This window comes from Streptomyces sp. NRRL S-495 (assembly GCF_000966955.1).
GTDB lineage: Bacteria > Actinomycetota > Actinomycetes > Streptomycetales > Streptomycetaceae > Kitasatospora > Kitasatospora purpeofusca.
In genome coordinates this window covers 1-21779 of the sequence record NZ_JZWY01000628.1, presented here as the reverse complement: position 1 = coordinate 21779, position 21779 = coordinate 1, and the positions used below count along the sequence as shown (strand labels likewise).

Genomic DNA, 21779 nt, shown 5'->3' with positions numbered 1-21779 from the left:
CGGCCGCCCCCGTCCGGCCCGACAGCGCGCGCACCGGCCCGGCGCCGGCCACCGGCGCGCCGGTCGTCCCCGGACCGCGCACCGGCGACGACCGGGACGCCCCCTGGCCGAGGGCGGCGGCCGAACCCCCGCTGGGCGTGCTGATCGGTGGCACCCCCCAACTGCCGGACGCCGGCGGGCGCCCGGGCCGCACCGAGGAACGGCCCGCCGTCCGGGCGACCGCCGAGCTCCTCCGGCTCGGCCGGGGGACCTGTCTGGTCGTGCTTCCCGCCTGGCGGCCCGCGATCGCCGTCTCGGTACCGACCGAGCAGTTGCTGAGCGCCACCGGCCTCGCCTGGGAGCAGCTCGCGGAGGCGCGGCTCTCGGTGGTGATCAACCCCGGCGCCCTGCACGACCGGGAGCTGGAGCTCCGGGACTGGCAGGTCGGCCCGCCCGGGCGGCCGGGCCGGCGCGGCCGGCGTCGCCCGCTCCAGGCGTTCGGAACCGACGGGACCGCCGCTCAGGAGCGGACGGGTCCGCCGTTCGGGATGTAGCCGAGATCGACGGGCCGGGGTTCGCGCCGCTCACTGAGCCAGCCCTCCCGTACCTCGGCCAGCAGTTCCGGCAGCCGGGGCGGCCAGAGGGCGTCCGCGTTCTCGTCCGCGAGGTCCGCCGGGGTCCACCAGCGCCAGTCGAGGATCCGGTCGGCGGCGTGCACCGCGCTGACGTCGCCGACCGGGCCCCGGTGCGGGCCGTCGGTGAGGTAGATGTGCTCGTGCTGGCGGACCGGCGTTCCGTGCCAGGTGAAGTCGTGTTCCCAGGTGCAGAGCAGCGGGCCGGGTTCGAGGTCCGACCAGCCGGTCTCCTCCCAGAGTTCGCGGCGCGCCCCCGCCCACGGGGTCTCGTCGGCCTCGATGCCGCCACCCGGCATGGTCCAGTGCACGCCGACCTCGCTGTTGTCCGAACGCAGGAGGAAGACGGAGCCGTGCTCGTCCAGGACCACCGTCCTGGCAGCCCGGCGTGGGGTCCTTCGCGCGTTTCGCCACAGGTTTCGCATCGGGTCACTCTGCCAGCGGTGCGCTCCGGCCGTCGAACGGATTCCAGCGCCCCCCGGCCGGTGGCCGCGACGGTCCGACCGGGCCGGTCAGGGCCTGTGGCGTCGGGGTTTTGACGGCTCGACGGGCTGTCCCTGCCCGTACCCTGACGCCCATGCCCGCACCCGCGTTCCTCCTCCCCTCCCATCCGCTGGACCCGCGCCGGATCGATCCCCAGTTCGTCCGGGAGGCCCGGCTGCTGCGGGACCTGGGCGGTGAGCACCACCTCGTCGACCATGACGCGCTGCTCGCCGGTGACGCCCGCGCGGCCGTCGACCGGGTCCCGGCGGGTCGCGGACCGTTCTGGTACCGGGGGTGGATGCTCCCCTCGGACCGCTACGCGGCCTTCGCCGCCGCGCTGGCCGAACGCGGCGGGCATCTGCTGACCAGCCCGCCCGGGTATGCGTCGGCGCATGAACTGCCTGGCTGGTACGGGGTGTTCGAGGGGGCGACGCCGCAGAGCGTCTGGCTGCCGCTGGCGGGAGCCGGCAGCGGCAGCGGCGCCGGGAGCGGCGGTGGGGACGGGGCCGGGATCGCGCCGCCCGGTCCGGAACGGTTGGCGGCGGCCGTCGCCGGGCTCGGCGGCCAGGGACCGGCGATCGTCAAGGACTATGTGAAGTCCCGCAAGGACGAGTGGGGCGAGGCCTGCTTCATCCCGGAGCTGGCCGACCTTCCGGCCGTGGCCCGGGTGGTCGCCCGGTTCGTGGAACTGCAGGGCTCCTACCTCGCCGGGGGCGTGGTGCTGCGGCGGTTCGAGGAGTTCAACCGGGTGGTGTGGGACGCCGACGACCCGCCGTCCGGCGGTTCCGGGCGGGACCGGGCCCAGGACCCCGGGCTGCCGGACGACGGACGGGGCGGGCGACGGCGGGCGGTGGAGTCCCGGGTGTGGTGGCTGGACGGCGAGCCGGTGCTGGTCGGACCGCATCCGGACCTGCCCGGCTGCCCGTCCGCCCCCGACCTGTCCGGGGTGCGGCCGCCGGTGCGGACGCTCGGCTGCCGGTTCGTCACCACCGACCTGGCGGAGCGGGCGGACGGCTCCGGCTGGCGGGTGGTCGAGGTCGGCGACGGGCAGGTGAGCGAACTGCCCCGGGGGATCGATCCTTCGAGGCTGCTGATCGCGCTGCTCGCGGCGTGAACGGCCGGGGCCGGGCGGTCGGGGGACGTCGGGGCAGACGGCCGGGGGTGCGGTCGGGGGGTGCGGTCGGGCGGCTCGGGCTGTCGTGAGGACCGCCCGCGCCGCCCCGGCCGCTCACGCTCCGGCGATCACGTCCGGGACGGCGGCGGACGCCGTGCCGGACCGGTGGTGTCCCTCCGCCACGAACGCCTGCCAGAGCCGGGTGTACGCCCCGCCCCGCGCCAGCAACTCCTTGTGCGTGCCGTCCTCGACCACCCGGCCGTGGTCCAGCACGACCACCCGGTCCGCGCGCTCGGCGGTGGTCAGCCGGTGCGCGATGACCAGGGTGGTGCGCCCGCCGCTGAGCCGGTCCGCGGCGTGGTTGACCGCCGCCTCGGTGGCCAGGTCGAGCGCCGCGGTGGCCTCGTCCAGCAGCAGGACGTCCGGATCGACCAGCTCGGCCCGGGCCAGCGCGATCAGCTGGCGCTGACCCGCCGAGAGGTTCCGCCCCCGGCCGGCGACCTCGTGCTCGTAGCCGCCGGACAGCCGGAGGATCATGTCGTGCGCGCCGACGGCACGGGCCGCCGCCTCCACCTCGGCCGGCGAGGCCCCCGGCCGGCCGTACGCGATGGCCTCGCGCACCGTCCCGGCGAACAGGTAGGCCTCCTGCGGCACCACCCCGAGCCGGTGCCGGTACTGGGCGAGGTCGTAGCGGGTCAGGTCGACGCCGTCGACCCGGACGGTGCCGGACGTCGCGTCGTAGAACCGGGCGACCAGCTTGACCAGGGTCGACTTGCCGGCCCCCGTCTCGCCGACCAGCGCCACCGTCTGCCCGGCCGGGATCCGCAGGCTGATGTCGGTGAGGACGTCCGGGGCGCCGTCCGCGCCGCCGTTGTAGGCGAAGCCGACGTGGTCGAACTCGATCTCGCCGCGGAGCCCGGCCGGGACGGGCACCGGGTCGGCCGCCTGCGCGGTGCTGGTCGGGGTGCGCAGCAGCTCGCGGATCCGGCCGAGGCCGACCGCCGCCTGCTGGTAGCCGTCGAACACCTGGGAGAGCTGGTTGACCGGCGCGAAGAACAGGTCGATGTAGAGCAGGTAGGCGACCAGCGCGCCGACGGTGAGCGTCCCGGCGTCCACCCGCGACGCACCCATGATCAGCACCAGCGCGGCTGCCACGCTGGAGAGGAACTGCACGAACGGGAAGTAGAGCGAGATGTAGAGCTGCGCCCGGACCCGGGCGTCCCGGTAGGCGATGCCCCGGGCGACGAAGCGGTCCGTGTTGGCGTCCAGCCGGCGGAACGCCTGGACGATCCGCATGCCGGCCACGTTCTCCTGGAGGTCCGCGTTGACCGTGCTGATGAGGTCTCGGGAGATCTCGTACTGGGCCTTGGACTTCCGGCGGAACACCAGGGTCGCGACCGCCAGCAGCGGCAGCACCGCGAAGACCGCCAGGGCGAGTCCGGCGTCGATCACCAGCAGGGCTGCGAAGATGCCGAGGAAGGTCAGCAGGCTGACCACCGCCGTGACCACGCCGGTCTGCAGGAACGAGGTGAGGGAGTCCAGGTCGGTGGTCATCCGGGTCATGATCCGGCCGGAGAGTTCGCGCTCGTAGTAGTCGAGGCCGAGCCGGTTGAGGTGGGCGAAGATCTTGAGCCGGAGCGAGTAGAGCACCCGCTCGCCGGTGCGGCCGCTGACCCGGTTCTCGGCGCCCTGCACCAGCCAGTCCAGCAGGACGATCACCAGGGCGGCGAGCGAGGCGACGGCGACGCCGGTCATGACGCCCTTGCTGACGCCGTCGTCGATGCCGTGCCGGATCAGGATCGGCAGGACCAGACCGGCGCCCGCGTCCAGGGCGACCAGGAGCAGCGCCAGGGCGAGCGGCACGCGGAAGGGGCGCAGCAGGCGGCGGAGGCTGAAGTCGGGGTCTCCCCGCTCGGCCTCGGCCCGGGGGATCTCCGGGTGGTCGGTGGCCGGCGGGAGGGCGGCGACCCGGGCGAGCAGTTCGGGTGCGGCGGTGCGGGCGGCCTTGGTCAGGGCCGGGGTGGGCATGACGGGGGCGGGGGCGCTCGTGTCGGTGTCCGTGTCGGCGTCGGCGTCCTGGGTGGCGCCCGTGTCCTGGGTGGGCTCGGCGCCGGTGGGCGCGGACGGCTCGGCCGCTCCGGGTGCCGCCGGGGGCGCGGCGGGGGTGCTCCGGCCCGCCTCGGGGTCGGTGATCAGGGCCCGGTAGCGGGGACATCGGGCGGCGAGTTCCTCGTGCGTGCCGATGTCGAGCAGGCGGCCGTGGTCCAGGACGGCGATCCGGTCGGCGAGCTGGAGGGTGGAGCGGCGGTGGGCGATCAGCAGGGTGGTGCGGCCGGCCATCACCGAACGCAGTGCGTCGTGGATCTCGGCCTCGATCTGCGGGTCCACGGCCGAGGTGGCGTCGTCGAGCAGCAGGATCCGGGGGTCGGTGAGGATCGCCCGGGCCAGGGCGATGCGCTGGCGCTGGCCTCCGGACAGGGTGAGGCCCTGCTCGCCGACCTTCGTCCCGTAGCCGTCGGGCAGCTCCCGGACGAACTCGTCGGCCTGGGCGGCGCGGGCGGCCGCGACGATCTGCTCGTCGGTGGCGTCCGGGCGGCCGTAGGCGATGTTGGTGCGGACGGTCTCGGAGAAGAGGAAGCTCTCCTCGGGCACGATGCCGACGGCCGACCGGACCGAGTCGAGGGTCAGGTCGCGCAGGTCGTGGCCGTAGAGGCGGACGGCGCCGTCCGCCGGGTCGTAGAACCGGGGCACCAACTGCGCGACGGTGGACTTGCCCGAACCGGAGGAGCCGACCAGGGCGAGGGTCTCGCCGGGTGCGAGGCGGAGGCTGAGGCCGTGCAGGACCGGGGCCGGGTGCTCGGGGTCGTAGCGGAACTCGACCTGGTCGAACTCCAGCGCCACCTCGGTGGTGAGCGGTCCGACCACGCGCGGGCCGGAAGGCGGGGTGGCGTCCGGACCGGCGTCGGGTGCGGCGGTGTCGGCGATCGGTTCGGCGGCCGGTTCGGCGGCCAGGTCGAGGACGACCGCGTCCGGGCGCTCCCGGACCAGGGGACGCTCGTCGATCAGCTGGAGCACGCGCTCGACACCGGCCCGGGCCTGCTGGCCGACCGTGATGACCATGGTCAGCATCCGGACCGGGCCGGTCATCTGCGCGACGTAGGTGGAGAAGGCGACGAAGGTGCCGAGCGAGACCTGCCCCTCGACCGCCAGCCAGCCGCCGAAGGCCAGCACCGCCACCTGGGCGAGCGCCGGAACGGCCTGCATGGCGGGGTTGTAGCGGCTGTTGAGCCGGATCGAGCGCAGCCGGGACGCGAAGAGGTTGCGCGAGGCCGTCTCCAGCTTGTCCAGCTCCTGCCCCTCCTGGCCGAAGCCCTTGACCACCCGCACGCCGCCGATCGCCGCGTCCACCACCCCGGCGACGGCCGCGGCCTCCTGCTGGGCGGCCCAGGTGGAGGGGAACAGCCGCTTGCGGCTGAGCGTCGAGACCCACCACAGCACCGGGGCCATCACCAGTGCGACCAGGGTGAGCGGCGGCGAGAGCCAGACCATCACGCCGAGCGACATGACGAACATGAGCAGGTAGCCGGTCATCATGGGCAGCATCGAGAGCAGCCCGTTGACCAGTTGGAGGTCGGAGGTCGCGCGGCCGACCACCTGTCCGGTGTCGAGCCGGTCCTGGCGGTGGCCGTCGAGTCTGCCGAGCGAGCGGAAGAGGTCCGCGCGCAGGTCGTGCTGGACGTCGACGGCCAGTTGCCCGCCGTAGTAGCGGCGGACCTGGGTGCAGCCGAACACGACGGCGGCGGCCAGCAGCAGCACGACGGCCCACGGGGCGAGCGGCCGGGAGTGCGCGGTGATGACGTCATCGATGATCAGCTTGGTGACCAGGGGCACCAGGGCGGTGACGGCCATACCGAGCAGCGAGGCGCCGAAGGCGAGCAGCACGCTGCGCCGGGAGCGCCAGCAGTAGCCGAGCAGCCGTCGGAGCCAGCCCGCGCCTTCGGGGCTGTGGGGGCCGTCGGAGCCGGTCGGCGGGCCGGAGCCGTCGGGGGCGGTCGTGGACGGTCCGGGCTTCCGGTCCGGTCGGGCACGCCCGTCCCCGGGCTTGTCCGACGAGGAACCCGTGTCGCTCTTGGCGCCGTCCGCGCCCGGGGTGCCGGTTCGGGTGCCGCTCGGGGAAAGCTCCACCGTAGATCCGTGAGTCTCAGGCATATTTAGGGATGCTAACCATTCCGTCGGGTGACCGCCATGGATTTTTCAGGCCAGGACGCGCCGGGGGTCCCGGCCCGACGGACGGGCCAACAGCCCGCAGCCTGCGGTGATTCCCGCCCGGCCGGACCGGCGCTCGTTACCAGGGTCGCCGACGGAGCGGGAGCCGCCCACCGTCCACCGACGCAGGGGGCGGACCTCCCTTGGTCCTAGGTCGGGCGCCCGACCCGGCCCACCCCCGAATGGAGCAACGGCCCCGAGGGGGCGGCGGACCCGCCGGTCAGGCTCGTGCGGCGTCGATGCCGACGACGGCGGCAGCGCCGGAGCCGGCGCCGCTGTCAGCGCCGGTGTCAGCGGCGACGGAGTCGGCGGCCGCCGAGAACGCGCCGTGGGCGAGGTCGCGCAGCAGTTCGGCCATCGCGTCGCGGGTGAGCCCGGCGCGTTCGTCCCCCTGGGCGGGGTTCGGGCCGTGGCTGTGCGGGGTCGAGTTGATCAGCCCGAAGACGGCGTGCACGGCCGCCCGGGCGACCGGCTCGGCGGTCGGGGCGGCGAGCGGCGGACAGGCCTGGCGGACCACCTCCACCCAGAGCTCCACGTAGGCGCGCTGGAGGCGGCGGACGGTCCTGCGGTCCTCGTCGCGGAGGTTGAGCAGCTCCCGGTCGTGCAGCGTGATCAGGTCGCGGTCGTCGAGCGCGAAGTCGACATGGCCGCCGATCAGCGCGTCCAGCGCGGCGGCCGGGCCCTCACTGCCGCCCGCCCGGCGGCGCCCCTCCTCCAGCAGCCGCTCGCTGATGCCGACCAGCAGGTCGGCGAGCATCGCGTCCTTGCCGGCGAAGTGCCGGTAGAGGCCGGGGCCGCTGATACCGACGGCCTTGCCGATCTCGTCGACGCCCACACCGAGGAAGCCCCGGGCCGCGAACAGTCGGGCGGCCTCCCTGCGGATCTGGTCGCGGCGTGCGAGCCCGGAGGCGGATGGGACGTTCGGCATGCCGACCATCGTAGACAGTCGGGTTATCGGTGGTTAACCTGGGCGACGGAAGTTAACGTTCATTAACGTGTGGGGGTCGCGGGCTCACCGGCCCTGTCGGCCCACCTGCCGCCGAGGGCAAGGGAGCTCTTGGGATGGTCATCTCCACTACTGTCGGCGCACCCACCGGCATCAATGGCAGCGCGGCGGCCGGCACCCCGGCGGGCGGCGCGGCCCACGGCCGCGGCGCTCCCGGCGCGGCCGCACCGGCGCCCCGGCTCGACACGGCCGCCGACCCCGGGTCCGAGGCGTTCCGGACGAACACCGCCGCCCACCGGGCCCTGGTCGCCGAACTCCGCGAGAAGCTCGGCACGGCCGCGCTCGGGGGCGGCGCCAAGGCCCGCGCCCGCCACACCGCGCGCGGCAAACTGCTCCCCCGCGACCGGGTGGACACCCTGCTCGACCCGGCCTCCCCCTTCCTCGAACTCGCCCCGCTGGCGGCCGACGGGATGTACGACGGCGCCGCCCCGGCCGCCGGGGTGATCGCCGGCATCGGCCGGGTCGCCGGGCGCGAGGTGGTCGTGGTCGCCAACGACGCCACCGTCAAGGGCGGCACCTACTACCCGATGACGGTCAAGAAGCACCTGCGCGCCCAGGAGGTCGCGCTGGAGAACCGGCTCCCCTGCGTCTACCTGGTCGACTCCGGCGGCGCCTTCCTCCCGATGCAGGACGAGGTCTTCCCGGACCGCGACCACTTCGGCCGGATCTTCTACAACCAGGCGCGCCTCTCCGCCGCGGGCATCCCGCAGATCGCCGCCGTGCTGGGCTCCTGCACGGCCGGCGGCGCGTACGTGCCGGCGATGAGCGACCAGGCCGTCATCGTCCGCAACCAGGGCACCATCTTCCTCGGCGGGCCGCCGCTGGTGAAGGCGGCGACCGGCGAGGTGGTGACCGCCGAGGAGCTGGGCGGCGGCGATCTGCACTCCCGGACCTCCGGCGTCACGGACCACCTGGCCGAGGACGACGCCCACGCCCTCTCCATCGTCCGCACCATCGTCGCCGGGCTCGGCCCGCGCGCCGCCCGCCCGTGGCCGCTCGCCCCGGCCGAGCCGCCGGCCGTCGACCCGGCCGGCCTGTACGGGGCCGTCCCGGTCGACCCGCGCACGCCGTACGACGTGCGCGAGGTGATCGCCCGGCTGGTCGACGGCAGCCGGTTCGCCGAGTTCAAGGCCGAGTACGGCGCGACCCTGGTGACCGGCTTCGCCCGGATCCACGGCCACCCGGTCGGCATCGTCGCCAACAACGGCGTGCTGTTCGCCGAGTCCGCCCTCAAGGGCGCCCACTTCATCGAACTGTGCGACCAGCGCGGCATCCCCCTCCTCTTCCTGCAGAACATCACCGGCTTCATGGTCGGCCGGCAGTACGAGGCGGGCGGCATCGCCAAGCACGGCGCCAAGATGGTCAACGCCGTCGCCTGCACCCGTGTCCCGAAGCTGACGGTGGTGATCGGCGGCTCCTACGGGGCCGGCAACTACTCGATGTGCGGCCGGGCCTACTCACCCCGCTTCCTGTGGATGTGGCCGAACGCCAAGATCTCGGTGATGGGCGGCGAGCAGGCCGCGTCGGTGCTGGCCACCGTCCGCCGCGATCAGTTGGAGGCCCACGGCGAGGAGTGGGCCACCGAGGCGGAGGAGGAGTTCAAGCGCCCCGTCCGCGAGCAGTACGAGCGCCAGGGCAACGCCTACTACGCGAGCGCCCGGCTCTGGGACGACGGCGTGATCGACCCGATGGACACCCGGACCGTCCTCGGCCTCGCCCTCACCGCCTGCGCCAACGCCCCGCTCCCGGCACCCGGCCCGTTCGGCGTCTTCCGCATGTAGCGCCCCTCCCGGGGCGGCGGCCCACCCGCTCCGCCGCCCTCCCCGGTGCCCGGCACCCACCCGGTGTCCCGCCACCTCCTTCGTACGGCCCCCTCGACCCGGAGGAACGCCTCCCATGTTCGACACAGTTCTGGTCGCCAACCGCGGCGAGATCGCCGTCCGGGTGATCCGCACCCTGCGGCGGCTCGGCGTGCGCTCGGTCGCCGTGTTCAGCGACGCCGACGCCGACGCGCCGCACGTCCGCGAGGCCGACGTCGCGGTCCGGCTCGGCCCGGCCGACCGCAGCGACAGCTCCGCCGCCGAGACCTACCTGCGGACCGACCAGATCCTCGCCGCCGCCCGCCGGACCGGCGCCCAGGCCGTCCACCCCGGCTACGGCTTCCTCGCCGAGAACGCCTCCTTCGCCCGCGCCTGCGCCGACGCCGGCCTCGTCTTCATCGGTCCTCCTCCCGCCGCGGTCGAGCTGATGGGTGACAAGATCAACGCCAAGGAGGCCGTGCGGGCCGCCGGTGTGCCGGTGGTCCCGGGCAGCCAAGCCACCGCGCCCACCGACGAGGACCTCGTCGCGGCGGCTGCCGGGATCGGCTACCCCGTCCTGCTCAAGCCCTCCGCCGGCGGCGGCGGCAAGGGCATGCGCCTGGTCCGCGACCCGGCCGAGCTGCCGACCGAGATCGCCGCCGCCCGGCGCGTCGCCCGCACCGCCTTCGGCGACGACACCCTGCTGCTGGAGCGCTGGATCGACCGGCCGCGCCACATCGAGGTGCAGGTGCTGGCCGACGCCCACGGCACCACCGTCCACCTCGGCGAGCGCGAGTGCAGCCTGCAGCGCCGCCACCAGAAACTGATCGAAGAGGCTCCCTCCGTCCTGCTCAATGCCGAGACCCGCGCCGCCATGGGCGCCGCGGCCGTCCGGGCCGCCGAGTCCTGCGGCTACACCGGCGCCGGCACCGTGGAGTTCATCGTCCCCGGCATCGACCCGGACTCCCCCACCCCCACGGAGGGCGTGCGGGACTTCTTCTTCATGGAGATGAACACCCGTCTCCAGGTGGAACACCCCGTCACCGAACTCGCCGTCGCCGTGGCCACGTCGGGGCCGGCCGGCCCCGACCACGACCCCGACCACGAGCCCGCCGCCGACCGGCCCCGGCGGCTCGACCTGGTCGAGTGGCAGCTGCGGGTCGCCGCCGGTGAACCCCTCACCTTCACCCAGTCCGACATCTCCTTCCAGGGCCACGCCATCGAGGCCCGGATCTGCGCCGAGGACCCGGAACGGGACTTCCTGCCCACCGGCGGACGCATCCTGCTCCTCGACGAGCCCCGGGGCGAAGGCATCCGGGTGGACTCCGGGGTCGCCCCCGGGACCGTGATCACCAGCTCCTACGACCCCATGCTCGCCAAGGTCATCGCCTACGGACCCGACCGCCCGACCGCGCTGCGGCGCCTGCGCGCCGCCCTCGCGGACACCCGGATCCTCGGCGTCACCACCAACACCGGCTTCCTGCGACGGCTCCTCGCACACCCCGAGGTCGCCGCAGGACGGCTCGACACCGGCCTGGTCGAGCAGACGGCGCAGCGGGAGCCCGGACTGCTCGCCTCCCCGTACTCCCCGGCCACCGCGGCCGCGGCCCCGGCGACGGCCTCCGAGCCCGCCGACTCCCTGCCGACGGAGGAACCGGCACCGGCCCACCTCCTCTACTACGCGGCCGCGCTCGCGCGGCACCTGGACCTCACCCCCGCCGCCGACGCCGACGGCTGGACCGACCCGTTCTCCCTTCCCTCCGGCTGGCGCCTCGGCGGCGACCCCGCCTGGACCACCCACCGGCTCCGCGTCCCCGGCCAGGACCCGGTGTCGGTGAGCATCCGTCCGATCACTGCGAGCAACGTAGCGGAGGCCACTGACAATCCGTCCGGGGCCACCGCCGAGGTCGAGATCAGGCTCGGCACCGGACCGGTCCACCGGGCCAGGGCCGACCGCTCCGACGACCGCCTCCGGCTGACCGTCGACGGTCTGCGGACCGGCTTCGCCCTCGCCGACGACCGGACCGCCGCGGCCGCCGGCCCGGTGACCTGGCTGGGCGTCGACGGCGATGCCTGGCCGGTGCACGGCCACGACCCGGTCGGCGAGGGCGCCGCCGACGGCGCCGCCCACCACGGCGCCCTGACCGCGCCGATGCCGGGCACCGTCACGGTCGTCAAGACCACTGCCGGTGAGTCGGTCCGCAAGGGCCAGCCCCTGCTCGTCCTGGAGGCCATGAAGATGGAGCACGTGATCTCGGCCCCGCACGACGGCACGGTGAGCGAACTCCGGGCCACCGCCGGCGCCACCGTGGCGATGGAGGAGCTGCTGGTCGTCGTGACCCCCGCCGAGGCCGAGTCCGGCCCGGCCGCCGCCAAGCCCGTCGCGGCGGTGCGGTCGTGACCGCCCCCGCGCCGAGAGGCGCCGGCACCGCGCGCGAACCCGATGCCCTCGACCTGGGGCTGCCCGCCCCGGTCCGCGCCCCGGGCCTGCCCGAGGAGGTGCGGATCCACGAGGTCGGTCCGCGCGACGGGCTGCAGAACGAGAGCGCCCTCGTCCCGGTCGGGGTCAAGGCCGAGTTCATCGACCGGTTGGCCGCCGCCGGGCTGCGCACCATCGAGGCCACCAGCTTCGTCCACCCGAAGTGGGTGCCCCAGCTGGCCGACGCCGAGGAGCTGATGCCCCGGCTGGCCGGCCTCCCGGACCGCCGCCCCGGGCTGCGGCTGCCGGTGCTGGTACCCAACGAGCGCGGGCTCGACCGCGCGCTGGCCCACCACGCCACCGATGTCGCGGTGTTCGCCAGCGCCACCGAGACCTTCGCCCGCCGCAACCTCAACCGCTCGGCGGACGAGGCGATGGCGATGTTCCGCCCCGTGGTGGAACGGGCCTCGGCCGCCGGGGTCCCGGTCCGCGGCTACCTGTCGATGTGCTTCGGCGACCCCTGGGAGGGTCCGGTCCCGGTCGCCCAGGTGGTCCGGTCAGGTCTGCGGCTGCTGGAGATGGGCTGCGCCGAGCTGAGCCTCGGCGACACCATCGGCGTGGCCACCCCGGGCCAGGTCACCGACCTGCTCGACGGGTTCGCGGCGGCGGGCGTGCCGGTCGACCGGCTGGCGGTGCACTTCCACGACACCTACGGCCAGGCGCTCAGCAACACGCTGACCGCGCTGCGCGCCGGGGTCACCACCGTGGACGCGTCCGCCGGCGGACTGGGCGGCTGCCCCTACGCCAAGAGCGCCACCGGCAACCTGGCCACCGAGGACCTGGTGTGGATGCTGCACGGCCTCGGCATCCGGACCGGCGTCGACCTGCGCGCCCTGGTCGCCACCAGCGGCTGGATGGCGCGCCGGCTCGGCCGCCCGAGCCCGTCCCGCACGGTGCAGGCCCTGCTCGACGCCACCGAGGCCGGAGCCTCGGACTGACCCCGCACCGACCGTCCCGCCCGTCGGCCGGGCGACTGCCCGCCCGGCCGACACCCGCTGGACCCGACCGTTATACCGCCGGCCGGTCCACCCCCGTTCGTCCGCTCTCCGCACCGCCCGCCGTCCGTCACACCCGCACGGACGGCGGTCGCCCCGACCACGCCCGCGCCCACCCCGGCGGGGCCCCAGGAGGATCACCATGCTCGACCACCGGTTGAACACCGAGTACGAGGAACTGCGGCGCACCGTGGCCGAATTCGCCCAGGACGTGGTCGCGCCGAAGATCGGCGAGTACTACGAGCAGGGCGAGTTCCCCTACGAGATCGTGCGGGAGATGGGGCGGATGGGCCTGTTCGGCCTGCCGTTCCCGGAGGAGTACGGCGGCATGGGCGGCGACTACTTCGCGCTCTGCCTGGTGCTGGAGGAGCTGGCCCGGGTCGACTCCTCGGTCGCGATCACCCTGGAGGCGGCCGTCTCGCTCGGCGCGATGCCGATCCACCGCTTCGGCACGGAGGAGCAGAAGCGGGAGTGGCTGCCCCGGCTGACCTCCGGCGAGCTGCTCGGCGCGTTCGGCCTGACCGAGCCCGAGGGCGGCTCCGACGCCGGGGCGACCCGCACCACCGCCCGCTACGACGAGGCCACCGACGAGTGGGTGATCAACGGCACCAAGTGCTTCATCACCAACTCCGGCACCGACATCACGGGTCTGGTCACCGTCACCGCACTCACCGAACCGCTCGCTCGTTCGAGTGAAGAGGGCGAATTCTCCTCGCCTCGGCGCGAAATCTCCTCCATCATCGTGCCCACCGGGACTCCCGGGTTCCAGGTGTCGAAGAAGTACTCGAAGGTCGGATGGAACGCATCCGACACCCGCGAACTGTCCTTTACCGACTGCCGCGTTCCCGCGGCCAACCTGCTGGGCGAGCGAGGTCGCGGCTACGCCCAGTTCCTGCGGATCCTCGACGAGGGCCGCATCGCGATCGCCGCCCTGGCCACCGGCCTGGCCCAGGGCTGCGTCGACCAGTCCGTCCTCTATGCCGGTACCCGCCGGGCCTTCGGCCGGCCGATCGGCGCCAACCAGGCCATCCAGTTCAAGCTCGCCGACATGGAGATGCGCGCCCACACCTCCCGCCTCGCCTGGCGGGACGCCGCTTCCCGGCTGCTGCACTCGGAACCGTTCAAGAAGGAGGCCGCGATCGCCAAGCTGTACTCGTCGGAGGCCGCCGTCGACAACGCCCGCGAGGCGACCCAGATCCACGGCGGGTACGGCTTCATGAACGAATTCCCCGTCGCCCGCTTCTGGCGGGACTGCAAGATCCTGGAGATCGGCGAGGGCACCTCGGAGGTGCAGCGCATGCTCATCGCGCGGGAGCTCGGCGTCTCCTGAGGCTGCGGCAGGTCCCTGTCCGGCCCTCCGCGTCGTCCGTCGGGGACGACGCGGAGGGCGGGCAACACGGTCGAGAGAGCGCTCAGCGGGGCGCTCGTGAAGAGGAAGGAGTCACCACGGGCCCGCCCGAGTCGATCTGGCCGTACCGGGTCAGCGCGAGTTCGAACGCCGTCGGCGCGACCCTGACGGCACCGTCGAACGGGCCGCTGAGCTGGAACGCCATGCTGACCGCGAAGGCCACCGAGGCCCCCACGAACCCCATCAGCACCAGGTTGCGACCGTTGGCGGTCAACCCGATCACCGGCGGCGTCGCCAGGACGAGCACCGACCCCACCACCAGCCCTCCCAGCGCCACCACCGGTACCTGCGCGCCGACATCGGACAGCCGGGCGTTCCGTCGCGCGTAGACATCCGTCAGGCTTCTCAACACATCCGCCTTGGCCGCGAGTTCGGACGGCTCCTGGCTCCGCACCGCGTCCACCGAGACCCTGATCCGGTCCGCCGCCGCCCAGGCCTCGGCGCTGCCGTGCCCCCGGCCCATCTGCGCCCACTCGTCCCCGATCACCTGCCCGGTGTACTCGCGCACCCGTTGCTGCACGACCGGTCGGTCCGGCTCCGGCAGCAGCCGCGCCGCCCAGTACACCTCGGTGAGGGCACGGGACTCCTCGTAGGTGTGCTGGCGGGCCATGTTGAGCTGCTGCCAGGCACCGGCGATGGCGAAGCCGGTGAAGAGGGCGAAGAAGCCGAGCACCGCCGCGCCCGCGAAGCTGATCGCGGACGGGTTGGTCGCTCCCTCGCGGGAACCGCGGGAGCGACCGACCAACGCACCGATGACCAGGGCGAGCGCCGCACCCGCCAGCGCCGCCACGACATTGACCCACATCTACCGCTCACTCCCCCGGAGTTCAGTCGCCACCGCCACCTCCGGGCCCGGACGTCCCACGCTGCCGCACCGACAGGGCGGCGGCCAGCACGACCAGAACGGGGAGCATGATCGCCAGCATCAGCAGCATCACCTCATTGGTGTCCCAGTCCTCGTCCCAGTCGAACGGTGCGCCGTCCGGGCTCTGAGCGACCGAGGCCGTGTTCCCCTTCGGGTTCGGCGCGGCGGACTCCGCCGATCGACCCGGGCCGGCGGACGGGGCGCCGGGGCCCGCACCGGGTCCGGGGCCGGGGCCGGGGCCTCCCGGCGCTCCGGCTCCCGTACCCGCTGCGGCGGCGCCCGCGCTTCCGGCGGCACCGGCAGCACCAGCTGCGCCAGGGGCCGGCACGGCCTGGAAGGGGCTCGCGGGCAGGCCGAAGGTACTGGTCCCCGGGCGATAGGGCACGGCGGATCCAGCGGCTTCGGCTGCGGCTTCTGCAGCGGCGGCGGTACCCGGCGCGGCCGCCTGCCCGGCTGCTGCTGCCNGGCCGCAGCCGCAGCGTTGGCGGCGGCATTCGGAGCGGCGGCCGAACCGGCGGGCGCGGCGGCGGCGTTGGGAGCAGCGGGGTTGGGCGGCAGAGCATTAGGTGGCAGCGCGTTGGCGGCGGCCCCTGGGGCAGAAGCTCCCGGTACAACGGCTCCCGGGGGCTGAGCGCCCACGGGATTGGCGGCGCCCGGTGCCGGCGGGCGTCCGCCGGTGGTCGACCCCGCACCGGTGCCGGTGCCCGGGGCGGCGCCCGGTAGTGCCGAGTCGGGTCCGGCCCCCGGCTGGGCGGGGGCCGGACCCTGGCCCTCGTAGTCGCCCGCGGCCTCGGCGGCGACCGGCCGGGGCGGCGGCGGGCGGCCGTCCTGACCGACCGCGCCGTCGGCCGCCAGGCCCTCGGCGCGCGCCACGCCGGTGTGCCGACCGGGTACGGCCGCGCCGGAGGCCGTGCAGTCCAAGGGCCGCCCGGGTTCCAGCAGCCCGGCGGCGGACTGTCCGGTGCAGCTGACCGGTCCCACCCCGGGAAGGTGCTCCGCCACACTGACCGCACTGATCGGCGAATCCCCGACCGCGTCCACCCGGTAGCGCAACCGGACGTCCCCGCCGGCCGCCATCGGCAGCGCGCGCCGTCCGGGCCTCCGGACGGTGGGGAGGGCGGCGTCATCTGCGGCGGTCCGGTCCCCGGCCCGGGCCGCATCCAGGTCGGCACTACGCTCCGCGCTCCGGTCGGCGCGGGCCAGTACGCCGGAGCCGGTCGGGGCGCCGACCCTGGTCAGGGTCATGCCGGCGACCAGTCCGCGGTAGCCGGCCTGCGCGGTCGCCACGGCCGAGGGCATCCCCTTGGGGGCGCCGGCCTCGACCCGGACCTCGGTCCGCTGCGGGCCACCTCGGGCCGGGAGGGTCGCCGAGCACTCGACCACGCCCAACGGCGGTAGCACGAGCGGCTGTTCGCCCCCGCAGACCATCGGCGCCCCGGAGACCTGGGCGTCCTTCAGGGTCGTGACGGTCAGCCGGTACTCGGCCTGGTTCGTCAACCGGTAGACGCGGAGCAGCGGTTCGTCGGCGCGGACCCGGACCTCGGTGCCGGTCGCACCGTTGGTGCGGACCTCCAGCCGCACCGCGCCGCGGGCCTCGCCGCCGGCGGGGTGCACCGTCGAAGTCCGTGGCACACCCGCCGCCGCGACCGGGACCGGGATCAGGAGAAGGAGGGTGAGCGGCACGAGAAGCGAGGCGGCACAACGGAGCGAACGATAGAGGTGACGGCGCGGGGGACGACTCGGCAGCGAAGCTGGCCCAACGATCACCCGGTCATTCTTCGTCGCCGCCCCACCGCGATCCGGGCAGCGCCGCGTTCCGTCGGCGCGAATGACACACGTTCGGCCTATATCCGACCGGGGCGGCGACCACTCACGACCGCACTCGCAGCCGCAGCCGCAGCTGCAGCCACGGTCGCGGCCCAGCAGCAGCACCCCCGAATATCAGGGGATCACGATCACCGGGCGATTGGCGCGGCGGGCGAGACGGCCGGAGACCGAGCCGAAGATCTTGCCGAGCAGACCATGGGTGGTGCCGACCACGATCGCGTCAGCGGCGAACTCTCGGCCGACCTCCTCGATCTCGTGGCAGATGTCGCCACCCCGCTCGACCAGGATCCAGGGCACTCCGGAGAGGAAGTCCGCACAGGCGAGTTCCAGGCCGAGCACCTCCGTCCGGTGGTCGGGGAGGTCCACGAAGACCGGCGGTTCGCAGCCGGCCCACACGGTGGCGGGCAGCCGGTTGGCGACGTGCACGATCACCAGCCCGCACTGGGAGCGGCGGGCCATGCCCACCGCGTAGGCGAGGGCGCGCTCGCTGGACAGCGAGCCGTCGAAGCCCACCACCACACCGTGCTGGAAAGCCGGGTCGCAGGACTTGGCGGGTGCTTCCCGGACGGCCGCCTCGCCGACCGCACCGGGCAGGCCGGCGGTGTCCGGGCGGTCGGCACCCGGTCCCGGCCGGCCGGTCACCGGGGGCTCCTGGGGGCCGGACCGCCGAGCGTCCCGCCGCTGGCGGGAGGCAGAACCGGAGCGGCTGCGGCGCGCGAGGTTGCGAAGGGGGCGGACGAAACCACCGCTCCGGGCGTCCGCGCCCGGTTCCCCCGGTCGGGAGTGCTCAGAACCAGCCATGGCACAAGGCTCTTCGAAGGAGATGGGCCGACAGGAGAGGACAACGCTGCCCGAGCGGCAGGCCCGCCCACGGGAAGACGTCGGTCTGCACCGAGCACCACCGTTTGTGACCTGTTCCTTTCAGAGTACGTCGGGCGGGGCATACCGCCCAGCCACGCGGCCTCGGGGCGACACTCTTCCCGCGAACGAGGGATGCGCGTGCCGACGGCCGTGCGCCCCTTGCCCGAGCGCGAGAACGCCCCTCCGGCGAAGGAGGTTCCCTGGAGCTTGACTGAGCGGACCGGGTGGCGCAACAGGACTCCGGGACACCGTGACCGGACTGTCATGGATCGATGACGATCCGTTGCGGGCCGGTCACCGGGCGGTGAGGCGACCCGGGCCACCACTGGCCCTCGGGACCGTGCGGAGGACTGCGCGGTGGACCGTGCGGAGGACCGTGCGAAGCCGAACGGTCCCGACACCCCGTTTCGGCCAATACGTACGGGTTCGCGACGGCGCCCGGCATTTGCCAGATGCATAGGCACGGCCGCTGGCACCATGCTCGACATGCCCCTGCTCCTGCTCGACCTCGACAACACGCTGCTCCCCAGGGACGCCGCATTCCGGGCCTGGGCTCAGGATTTCCTGCTCGAACGGGCCCTGCCGCCCGCCGACGTCGAGTGGCTCGCCACCATCGACGGCGGCGGCTACGTGCCGCGCAGCACCGTACTGTCCGCCGCCCGCCGCCGCTACGGCTTGGACGAGTCGCTCGACCGGCTGCTCGCGCACTACCGGCGCGGCATCAACGCCCACATCCACTGCCCGGCGCGCAACCTCGACGCGTTGCGGGCCGCGCGCGCCGCCGGGTGGACGCTGGGCATCGTCAGCAACGGCAGCACCGGGGCCCAGCTGGAGAAGATCCGGCGGACCGGCCTCGGGCCGATGGTCGACGGCTGGGTGATCTCCGAGGAGGCCGACTGCCTCAAGCCGGACCCGTTGATCTTCGAGATCGCGGCGCAGCGGTGCGGCGTCGCACCGACCGGGGACTGGGCCACGCACACCTGGATGGTCGGGGACCACGCCCCCGCCGACATCGCCGGTGCCGAGCTGGCCGGGCTGCGGAGCGTCTGGCTGCACCACGGCCGCCCCTGGGCCGAGCCCGGCTACCGGCCCACCCTCAAGGCGGCCGGTCTGCCGGAGGCCGTCGGGCAGGTGCTGGCCGCCCGTGGCGCCCCGTCGCCCCGGCCGGGGGTGCGGGCCGGGGCAGCAGGGAAACGGCGCGGGTCGATCGCGGGCCAGCCGATCGCTGGCCGGCCGGTCGCGAGCCGGCCGGTCGCGAGCGGGGCGCGCGGCGGAGCGGCGGTGGAGCCGGGTCCGACGGCGCAGAGCGGCGCGCACCACGGCGTGCAGTTCTTGCTGTCCGCCCCGGACGGCGGGCATGCGCCTTCTGTCGCGCACGCCGACGGCGATGCCTCGGCCGCCGCGGCGGCCGGATCCGCTGTCCGAAACCGGTCCGACGGGTTTGCCCGGCGGCCCGACGGCCGCCTCGCAACGACGCCGCCGCCGGTCCCGCTCCCCGTCCGACCGTCGCCGCCGGCTCCGGACGCCTCGGCACCGAGCCCGGCCCGCGCCGGGTAGCGCACCACGGGTCCCGGCGGCACCCGGGAGGCGACCGCGCCACCGACCGGCCCACCGAGCCACCGACCGGCCCGCCGACCGATCCGCCGACCCGGCCGGCCCGAGGGCGGGCGACCTCACCCTCCGTCAGCAGTTCGATCGGGAACGGGCCGCAGGTCCGGCGGGAGACCGGGGGTCGCACCGGTGCCGGCCGGACCGGTCACGGCCCGCCGACCGGGCCGGGATCCGGCCGAGGCCCCGCCGCCGACCGCCCCACCGGTACCGGGATCGACACCGTCAGTTCCGGTTCCTGTACGGCCTGTTCGTGCACGGGCGGCGTGGCACGGGGTCGCCGCGCGCCGCAGGCCGGCCTGGGCGGGGACATCATGGCCGGTCCGACGCCTGCGCGGGGTCGCCACTGTTGGCCGGTTCGAGCCGGCGGCGATCTCCGCGGGAGCTCGGTGACGCGACGTCACCAGTTCCCGATTCCCGGCCCCGGCGCTGGCCGGATGAAGCCTGGGAGGCGCATGCTCCGGGGCTGTGCGCCCCTCATGTGCACCGCCTATTTTCGGTCAATCTCGCCCGGGTCCCCTGCCCTTGGGCAAATCCGCAGCCCAGGCGCACCGGCCGGGTGCGTCGAAGCCGGACGCCCCAGGACCCGTCCCGCGACAACCAGCCACCGTTGCACCGACCCTCTTCCCAGAAGGGTCGACGGGTGCCACGCTTCGTGATCGAATGCATCACGCCAAATTGCCATGTCGACATAGCGTCGGATGGTGAACTTGTCACAACGGCAACGGTCCACCCGATAGATTCGATCTTGGCCAGCAGTGCCGCACCACCACACCACACCACCGAGGGGGCTTGAGCGCCTTGAGCAGGGTGAGCAGGAGCGACGCGGGTCCTGACAGCGGCCAGCCCGTGGCCGGCATCGTGGGTCGTTCCGCGAGAGGCACCGGCTCCCAGGCCTCCACCGCCAACACCCGTCACTCCGGCAACGCCTCGTACCCCTCCTATTCCACTGCGGCCCCGACAGCCCCTGGCGCACCTTCCGCACCAGGCGCCACAGCCGGCCCGGGCGCACCGTCGGGCGCGGGTTCCCCGTCCTTCCCGGTCACCCCGGAGCACGGCGGACGCCCCGTCGGTCGATCCGGAGTCAGCCACGGGGGCGGGTACGGAGCGGGTCCGGACGGCCGGGCCGGGGCGTCGGTTACCGGCCATTCCGGAAGCCACCAGGGCGGCCACCAGAACGGGCCCCAGAACGGCGGCGGCCACCCCGGCAACGGATACGGCCACCCCGGCCCGGAGGGCGGCTACGCGACCTTCGCCGCGACCGGGGCGCCCGGCCAGGGCCTCGGCGCGGTCGCCCACGGCATGGTCGGCGCGGCGGCCTCCGCCGGGCCGCTCGGCCTCGGTGCGGCCGGACACGGCGGCACCGGCCACGGCCCCGGCGGCCACGGCGGTCCCGCGGCCGGTCTCAACGGCTCCTCGACGACCGCGACGGCCACCTCCCCGCGCAAGCTCTCCGGCCGTCGGCGCCGGGAGACCGTCGCCGTCCTGATCTTCGGCGGCGCGCCGATCTTCGAGAGCTCGATCCCGCTCTCGGTCTTCGGCGTCGACCGCCAGGACGCCGGGGTGCCCCGGTACCGGCTGCTGGTCTGCGCCGGCGAGGAGGGCCCGCTCGCCACCACCGGCGGCCTCACCCTCTCGGCCCCCTACGGGCTGGAGGCGCTCGCCCGGGCGGGCACGATCGTCGTCCCGGCCTGGCGCTCGATCTCCCAGCCGCCGCCGGTCGAGGCGATCACCGCGCTGCGCAAGGCGCACCACGAGGGCGCGCGGATCATCGGCCTGTGCACCGGCGCGTTCGTGCTGGCCGCCGCCGGCCTGCTGGACGGCCGCCCGGCGACCACGCACTGGATGTACGCGCCGACCCTGGCCAAGCGCTACCCGCGGGTGCACGTGGACCCGCGCGAACTGTTCGTCGACGACGGCGACGTGCTGACCTCGGCCGGCACCGCCGCCGGGATCGACCTCTGCCTGCACGTGGTGCGCAGCGACCACGGCGCCGAGGCGGCCAACGCGCTCGCCCGCCGCCTGGTGGTGCCGAGCCGGCGCAGCGGCGGAGGACAGGCCCAGTACATCGATCAGTCTTTACCTGAGGAGATCGGCAACGACCCGTTGGCCGAGGTCGTCACCTGGGCGCTGGAGAACCTCAACCAGCAGTTCGACGTCGAGGTGCTGGCGGCCCGCGCCTACATGAGCCGGCGGACCTTCGACCGGCGGTTCCGGACGCTGACCGGCAGCGCCCCGCTGCAGTGGCTGATCACCCAGCGGGTACTGCAGGCGCAGCGGCTGCTGGAGACCTCGGAACTGTCGGTGGACGATGTCGCGCGCCGTTGCGGCTTCCGCTCGCCGGTGGCGCTGCGCGGGCACTTCCGCCGTCAGCTCGGGGTCTCGCCGGCCGCGTACCGGACGAGCTACCGGGCCCGTCGGCCCGGCGCGTCCGCCCAGGTCCCCGCCGGTTCGGCG

At 74.6% G+C, this 21779-nt stretch carries 11 protein-coding genes and 2 pseudogenes; 8 read left to right on the top strand and 5 right to left on the bottom strand.

Features of this window, described 5'->3' with window-relative positions:
• Nucleotides 1-533: pseudogene (locus VR45_RS29195) on the top strand (hypothetical protein); the annotation flags it as partial.
• Here VR45_RS29195 and VR45_RS29190 read toward each other — a convergent pair.
• Nucleotides 500-1036, bottom strand: a complete 537-nt coding sequence (locus VR45_RS29190; protein WP_045942851.1) for an NUDIX domain-containing protein — start codon at nucleotides 1034-1036, stop codon at nucleotides 500-502. The pseudogene VR45_RS29195 and the gene VR45_RS29190 overlap by 34 nt on opposite strands.
• Nucleotides 1037-1188: 152 nt before the next feature.
• Here VR45_RS29190 and VR45_RS29185 point away from each other — a divergent pair, with 152 nt between their 5' ends.
• Nucleotides 1189-2208 carry an ATP-grasp domain-containing protein gene (locus VR45_RS29185; protein WP_045942850.1) on the top strand — a complete coding sequence of 340 codons (1020 nt, stop codon included), beginning with the start codon at nucleotides 1189-1191 and terminating at the stop codon, nucleotides 2206-2208.
• Nucleotides 2209-2322: 114 nt separating this feature from the next.
• Here VR45_RS29185 and VR45_RS29180 read toward each other — a convergent pair whose 3' ends face one another.
• Entirely contained in the window at nucleotides 2323-6183 is a 3861-nt protein-coding gene (locus tag VR45_RS29180; RefSeq protein ID WP_045942859.1) for an ABC transporter ATP-binding protein, read from the bottom strand.
• A 511-nt stretch (nucleotides 6184-6694) separates the two neighbouring features.
• Nucleotides 6695-7402: a TetR/AcrR family transcriptional regulator gene (locus tag VR45_RS29175; protein WP_045942858.1), complete on the bottom strand. Its 708-nt coding sequence runs from the start codon at nucleotides 7400-7402 to the stop codon at nucleotides 6695-6697.
• A 134-nt stretch (nucleotides 7403-7536) separates the two neighbouring features.
• On the opposite strand from VR45_RS29175, the gene VR45_RS29170 reads away from it, so the two are divergent.
• From VR45_RS29170 to VR45_RS29155, 4 genes are all read left to right on the top strand, one after another.
• Entirely contained in the window at nucleotides 7537-9261 is a 1725-nt protein-coding gene (locus VR45_RS29170; protein WP_234326287.1) for a carboxyl transferase domain-containing protein, read from the top strand.
• A 115-nt stretch (nucleotides 9262-9376) separates the two neighbouring features.
• A complete protein-coding gene (locus tag VR45_RS29165; RefSeq protein ID WP_045942849.1) occupies nucleotides 9377-11680 on the top strand; it encodes a biotin carboxylase N-terminal domain-containing protein in 2304 nt (767 codons plus the stop codon).
• Nucleotides 11681-11733: 53 nt separating this feature from the next.
• The gene (locus VR45_RS29160) at nucleotides 11734-12696 is read left to right on the top strand and encodes a hydroxymethylglutaryl-CoA lyase (protein ID WP_045942856.1); all 963 of its coding nucleotides are present in this window, start codon (nucleotides 11734-11736) and stop codon (nucleotides 12694-12696) included.
• Nucleotides 12697-12895: 199 nt separating this feature from the next.
• Nucleotides 12896-14083, top strand: a complete 1188-nt coding sequence (locus tag VR45_RS29155; protein WP_045942848.1) for an acyl-CoA dehydrogenase family protein — start codon at nucleotides 12896-12898, stop codon at nucleotides 14081-14083.
• A gap of 82 nt (nucleotides 14084-14165) precedes the next feature.
• Here the strand turns inward: VR45_RS29155 and VR45_RS29150 are convergent, their stop codons facing one another.
• Nucleotides 14166-14966 (bottom strand): DUF4239 domain-containing protein, encoded by an 801-nt coding sequence (locus VR45_RS29150; RefSeq protein WP_045942847.1) that lies wholly within the window; start codon nucleotides 14964-14966, stop codon nucleotides 14166-14168.
• A 2001-nt stretch (nucleotides 14967-16967) separates the two neighbouring features.
• Nucleotides 16968-17402, bottom strand: a pseudogene (locus tag VR45_RS29140) (universal stress protein); the annotation flags it as partial.
• 798 nt (nucleotides 17403-18200) lie between these two features.
• Here VR45_RS29140 and VR45_RS42790 point away from each other — a divergent pair.
• Complete coding sequence (locus tag VR45_RS42790; protein ID WP_107084309.1) at nucleotides 18201-19271, top strand: HAD family hydrolase; 1071 nt, start codon at nucleotides 18201-18203, stop codon at nucleotides 19269-19271.
• Nucleotides 19272-20624: 1353 nt separating this feature from the next.
• A partial coding sequence (locus VR45_RS29130; protein ID WP_234326285.1) for a helix-turn-helix domain-containing protein occupies nucleotides 20625-21779 on the top strand: 1155 nt, incomplete at its 3' end.

Bases quoted from the DNA above. Each gene is read 5' to 3' on its own strand.
- VR45_RS42790 (WP_107084309.1), top strand. From the start codon at position 18,201: ATGCCCCTGCTCCTGCTCGACCTCGACAACACGCTGCTCCCCAGGGAC.
- VR45_RS29165 (WP_045942849.1), top strand. From the start codon at position 9,377: ATGTTCGACACAGTTCTGGTCGCCAACCGCGGCGAGATCGCCGTCCGG.
- VR45_RS29190 (WP_045942851.1), bottom strand. From the start codon at position 1,036: ATGCGAAACCTGTGGCGAAACGCGCGAAGGACCCCACGCCGGGCTGCC.
- VR45_RS29155 (WP_045942848.1), top strand. From the start codon at position 12,896: ATGCTCGACCACCGGTTGAACACCGAGTACGAGGAACTGCGGCGCACC.
- VR45_RS29185 (WP_045942850.1), top strand. From the start codon at position 1,189: ATGCCCGCACCCGCGTTCCTCCTCCCCTCCCATCCGCTGGACCCGCGC.
- VR45_RS29170 (WP_234326287.1), top strand. From the start codon at position 7,537: ATGGTCATCTCCACTACTGTCGGCGCACCCACCGGCATCAATGGCAGC.
- VR45_RS29150 (WP_045942847.1), bottom strand. From the start codon at position 14,966: ATGTGGGTCAATGTCGTGGCGGCGCTGGCGGGTGCGGCGCTCGCCCTG.
- VR45_RS29175 (WP_045942858.1), bottom strand. From the start codon at position 7,402: ATGCCGAACGTCCCATCCGCCTCCGGGCTCGCACGCCGCGACCAGATC.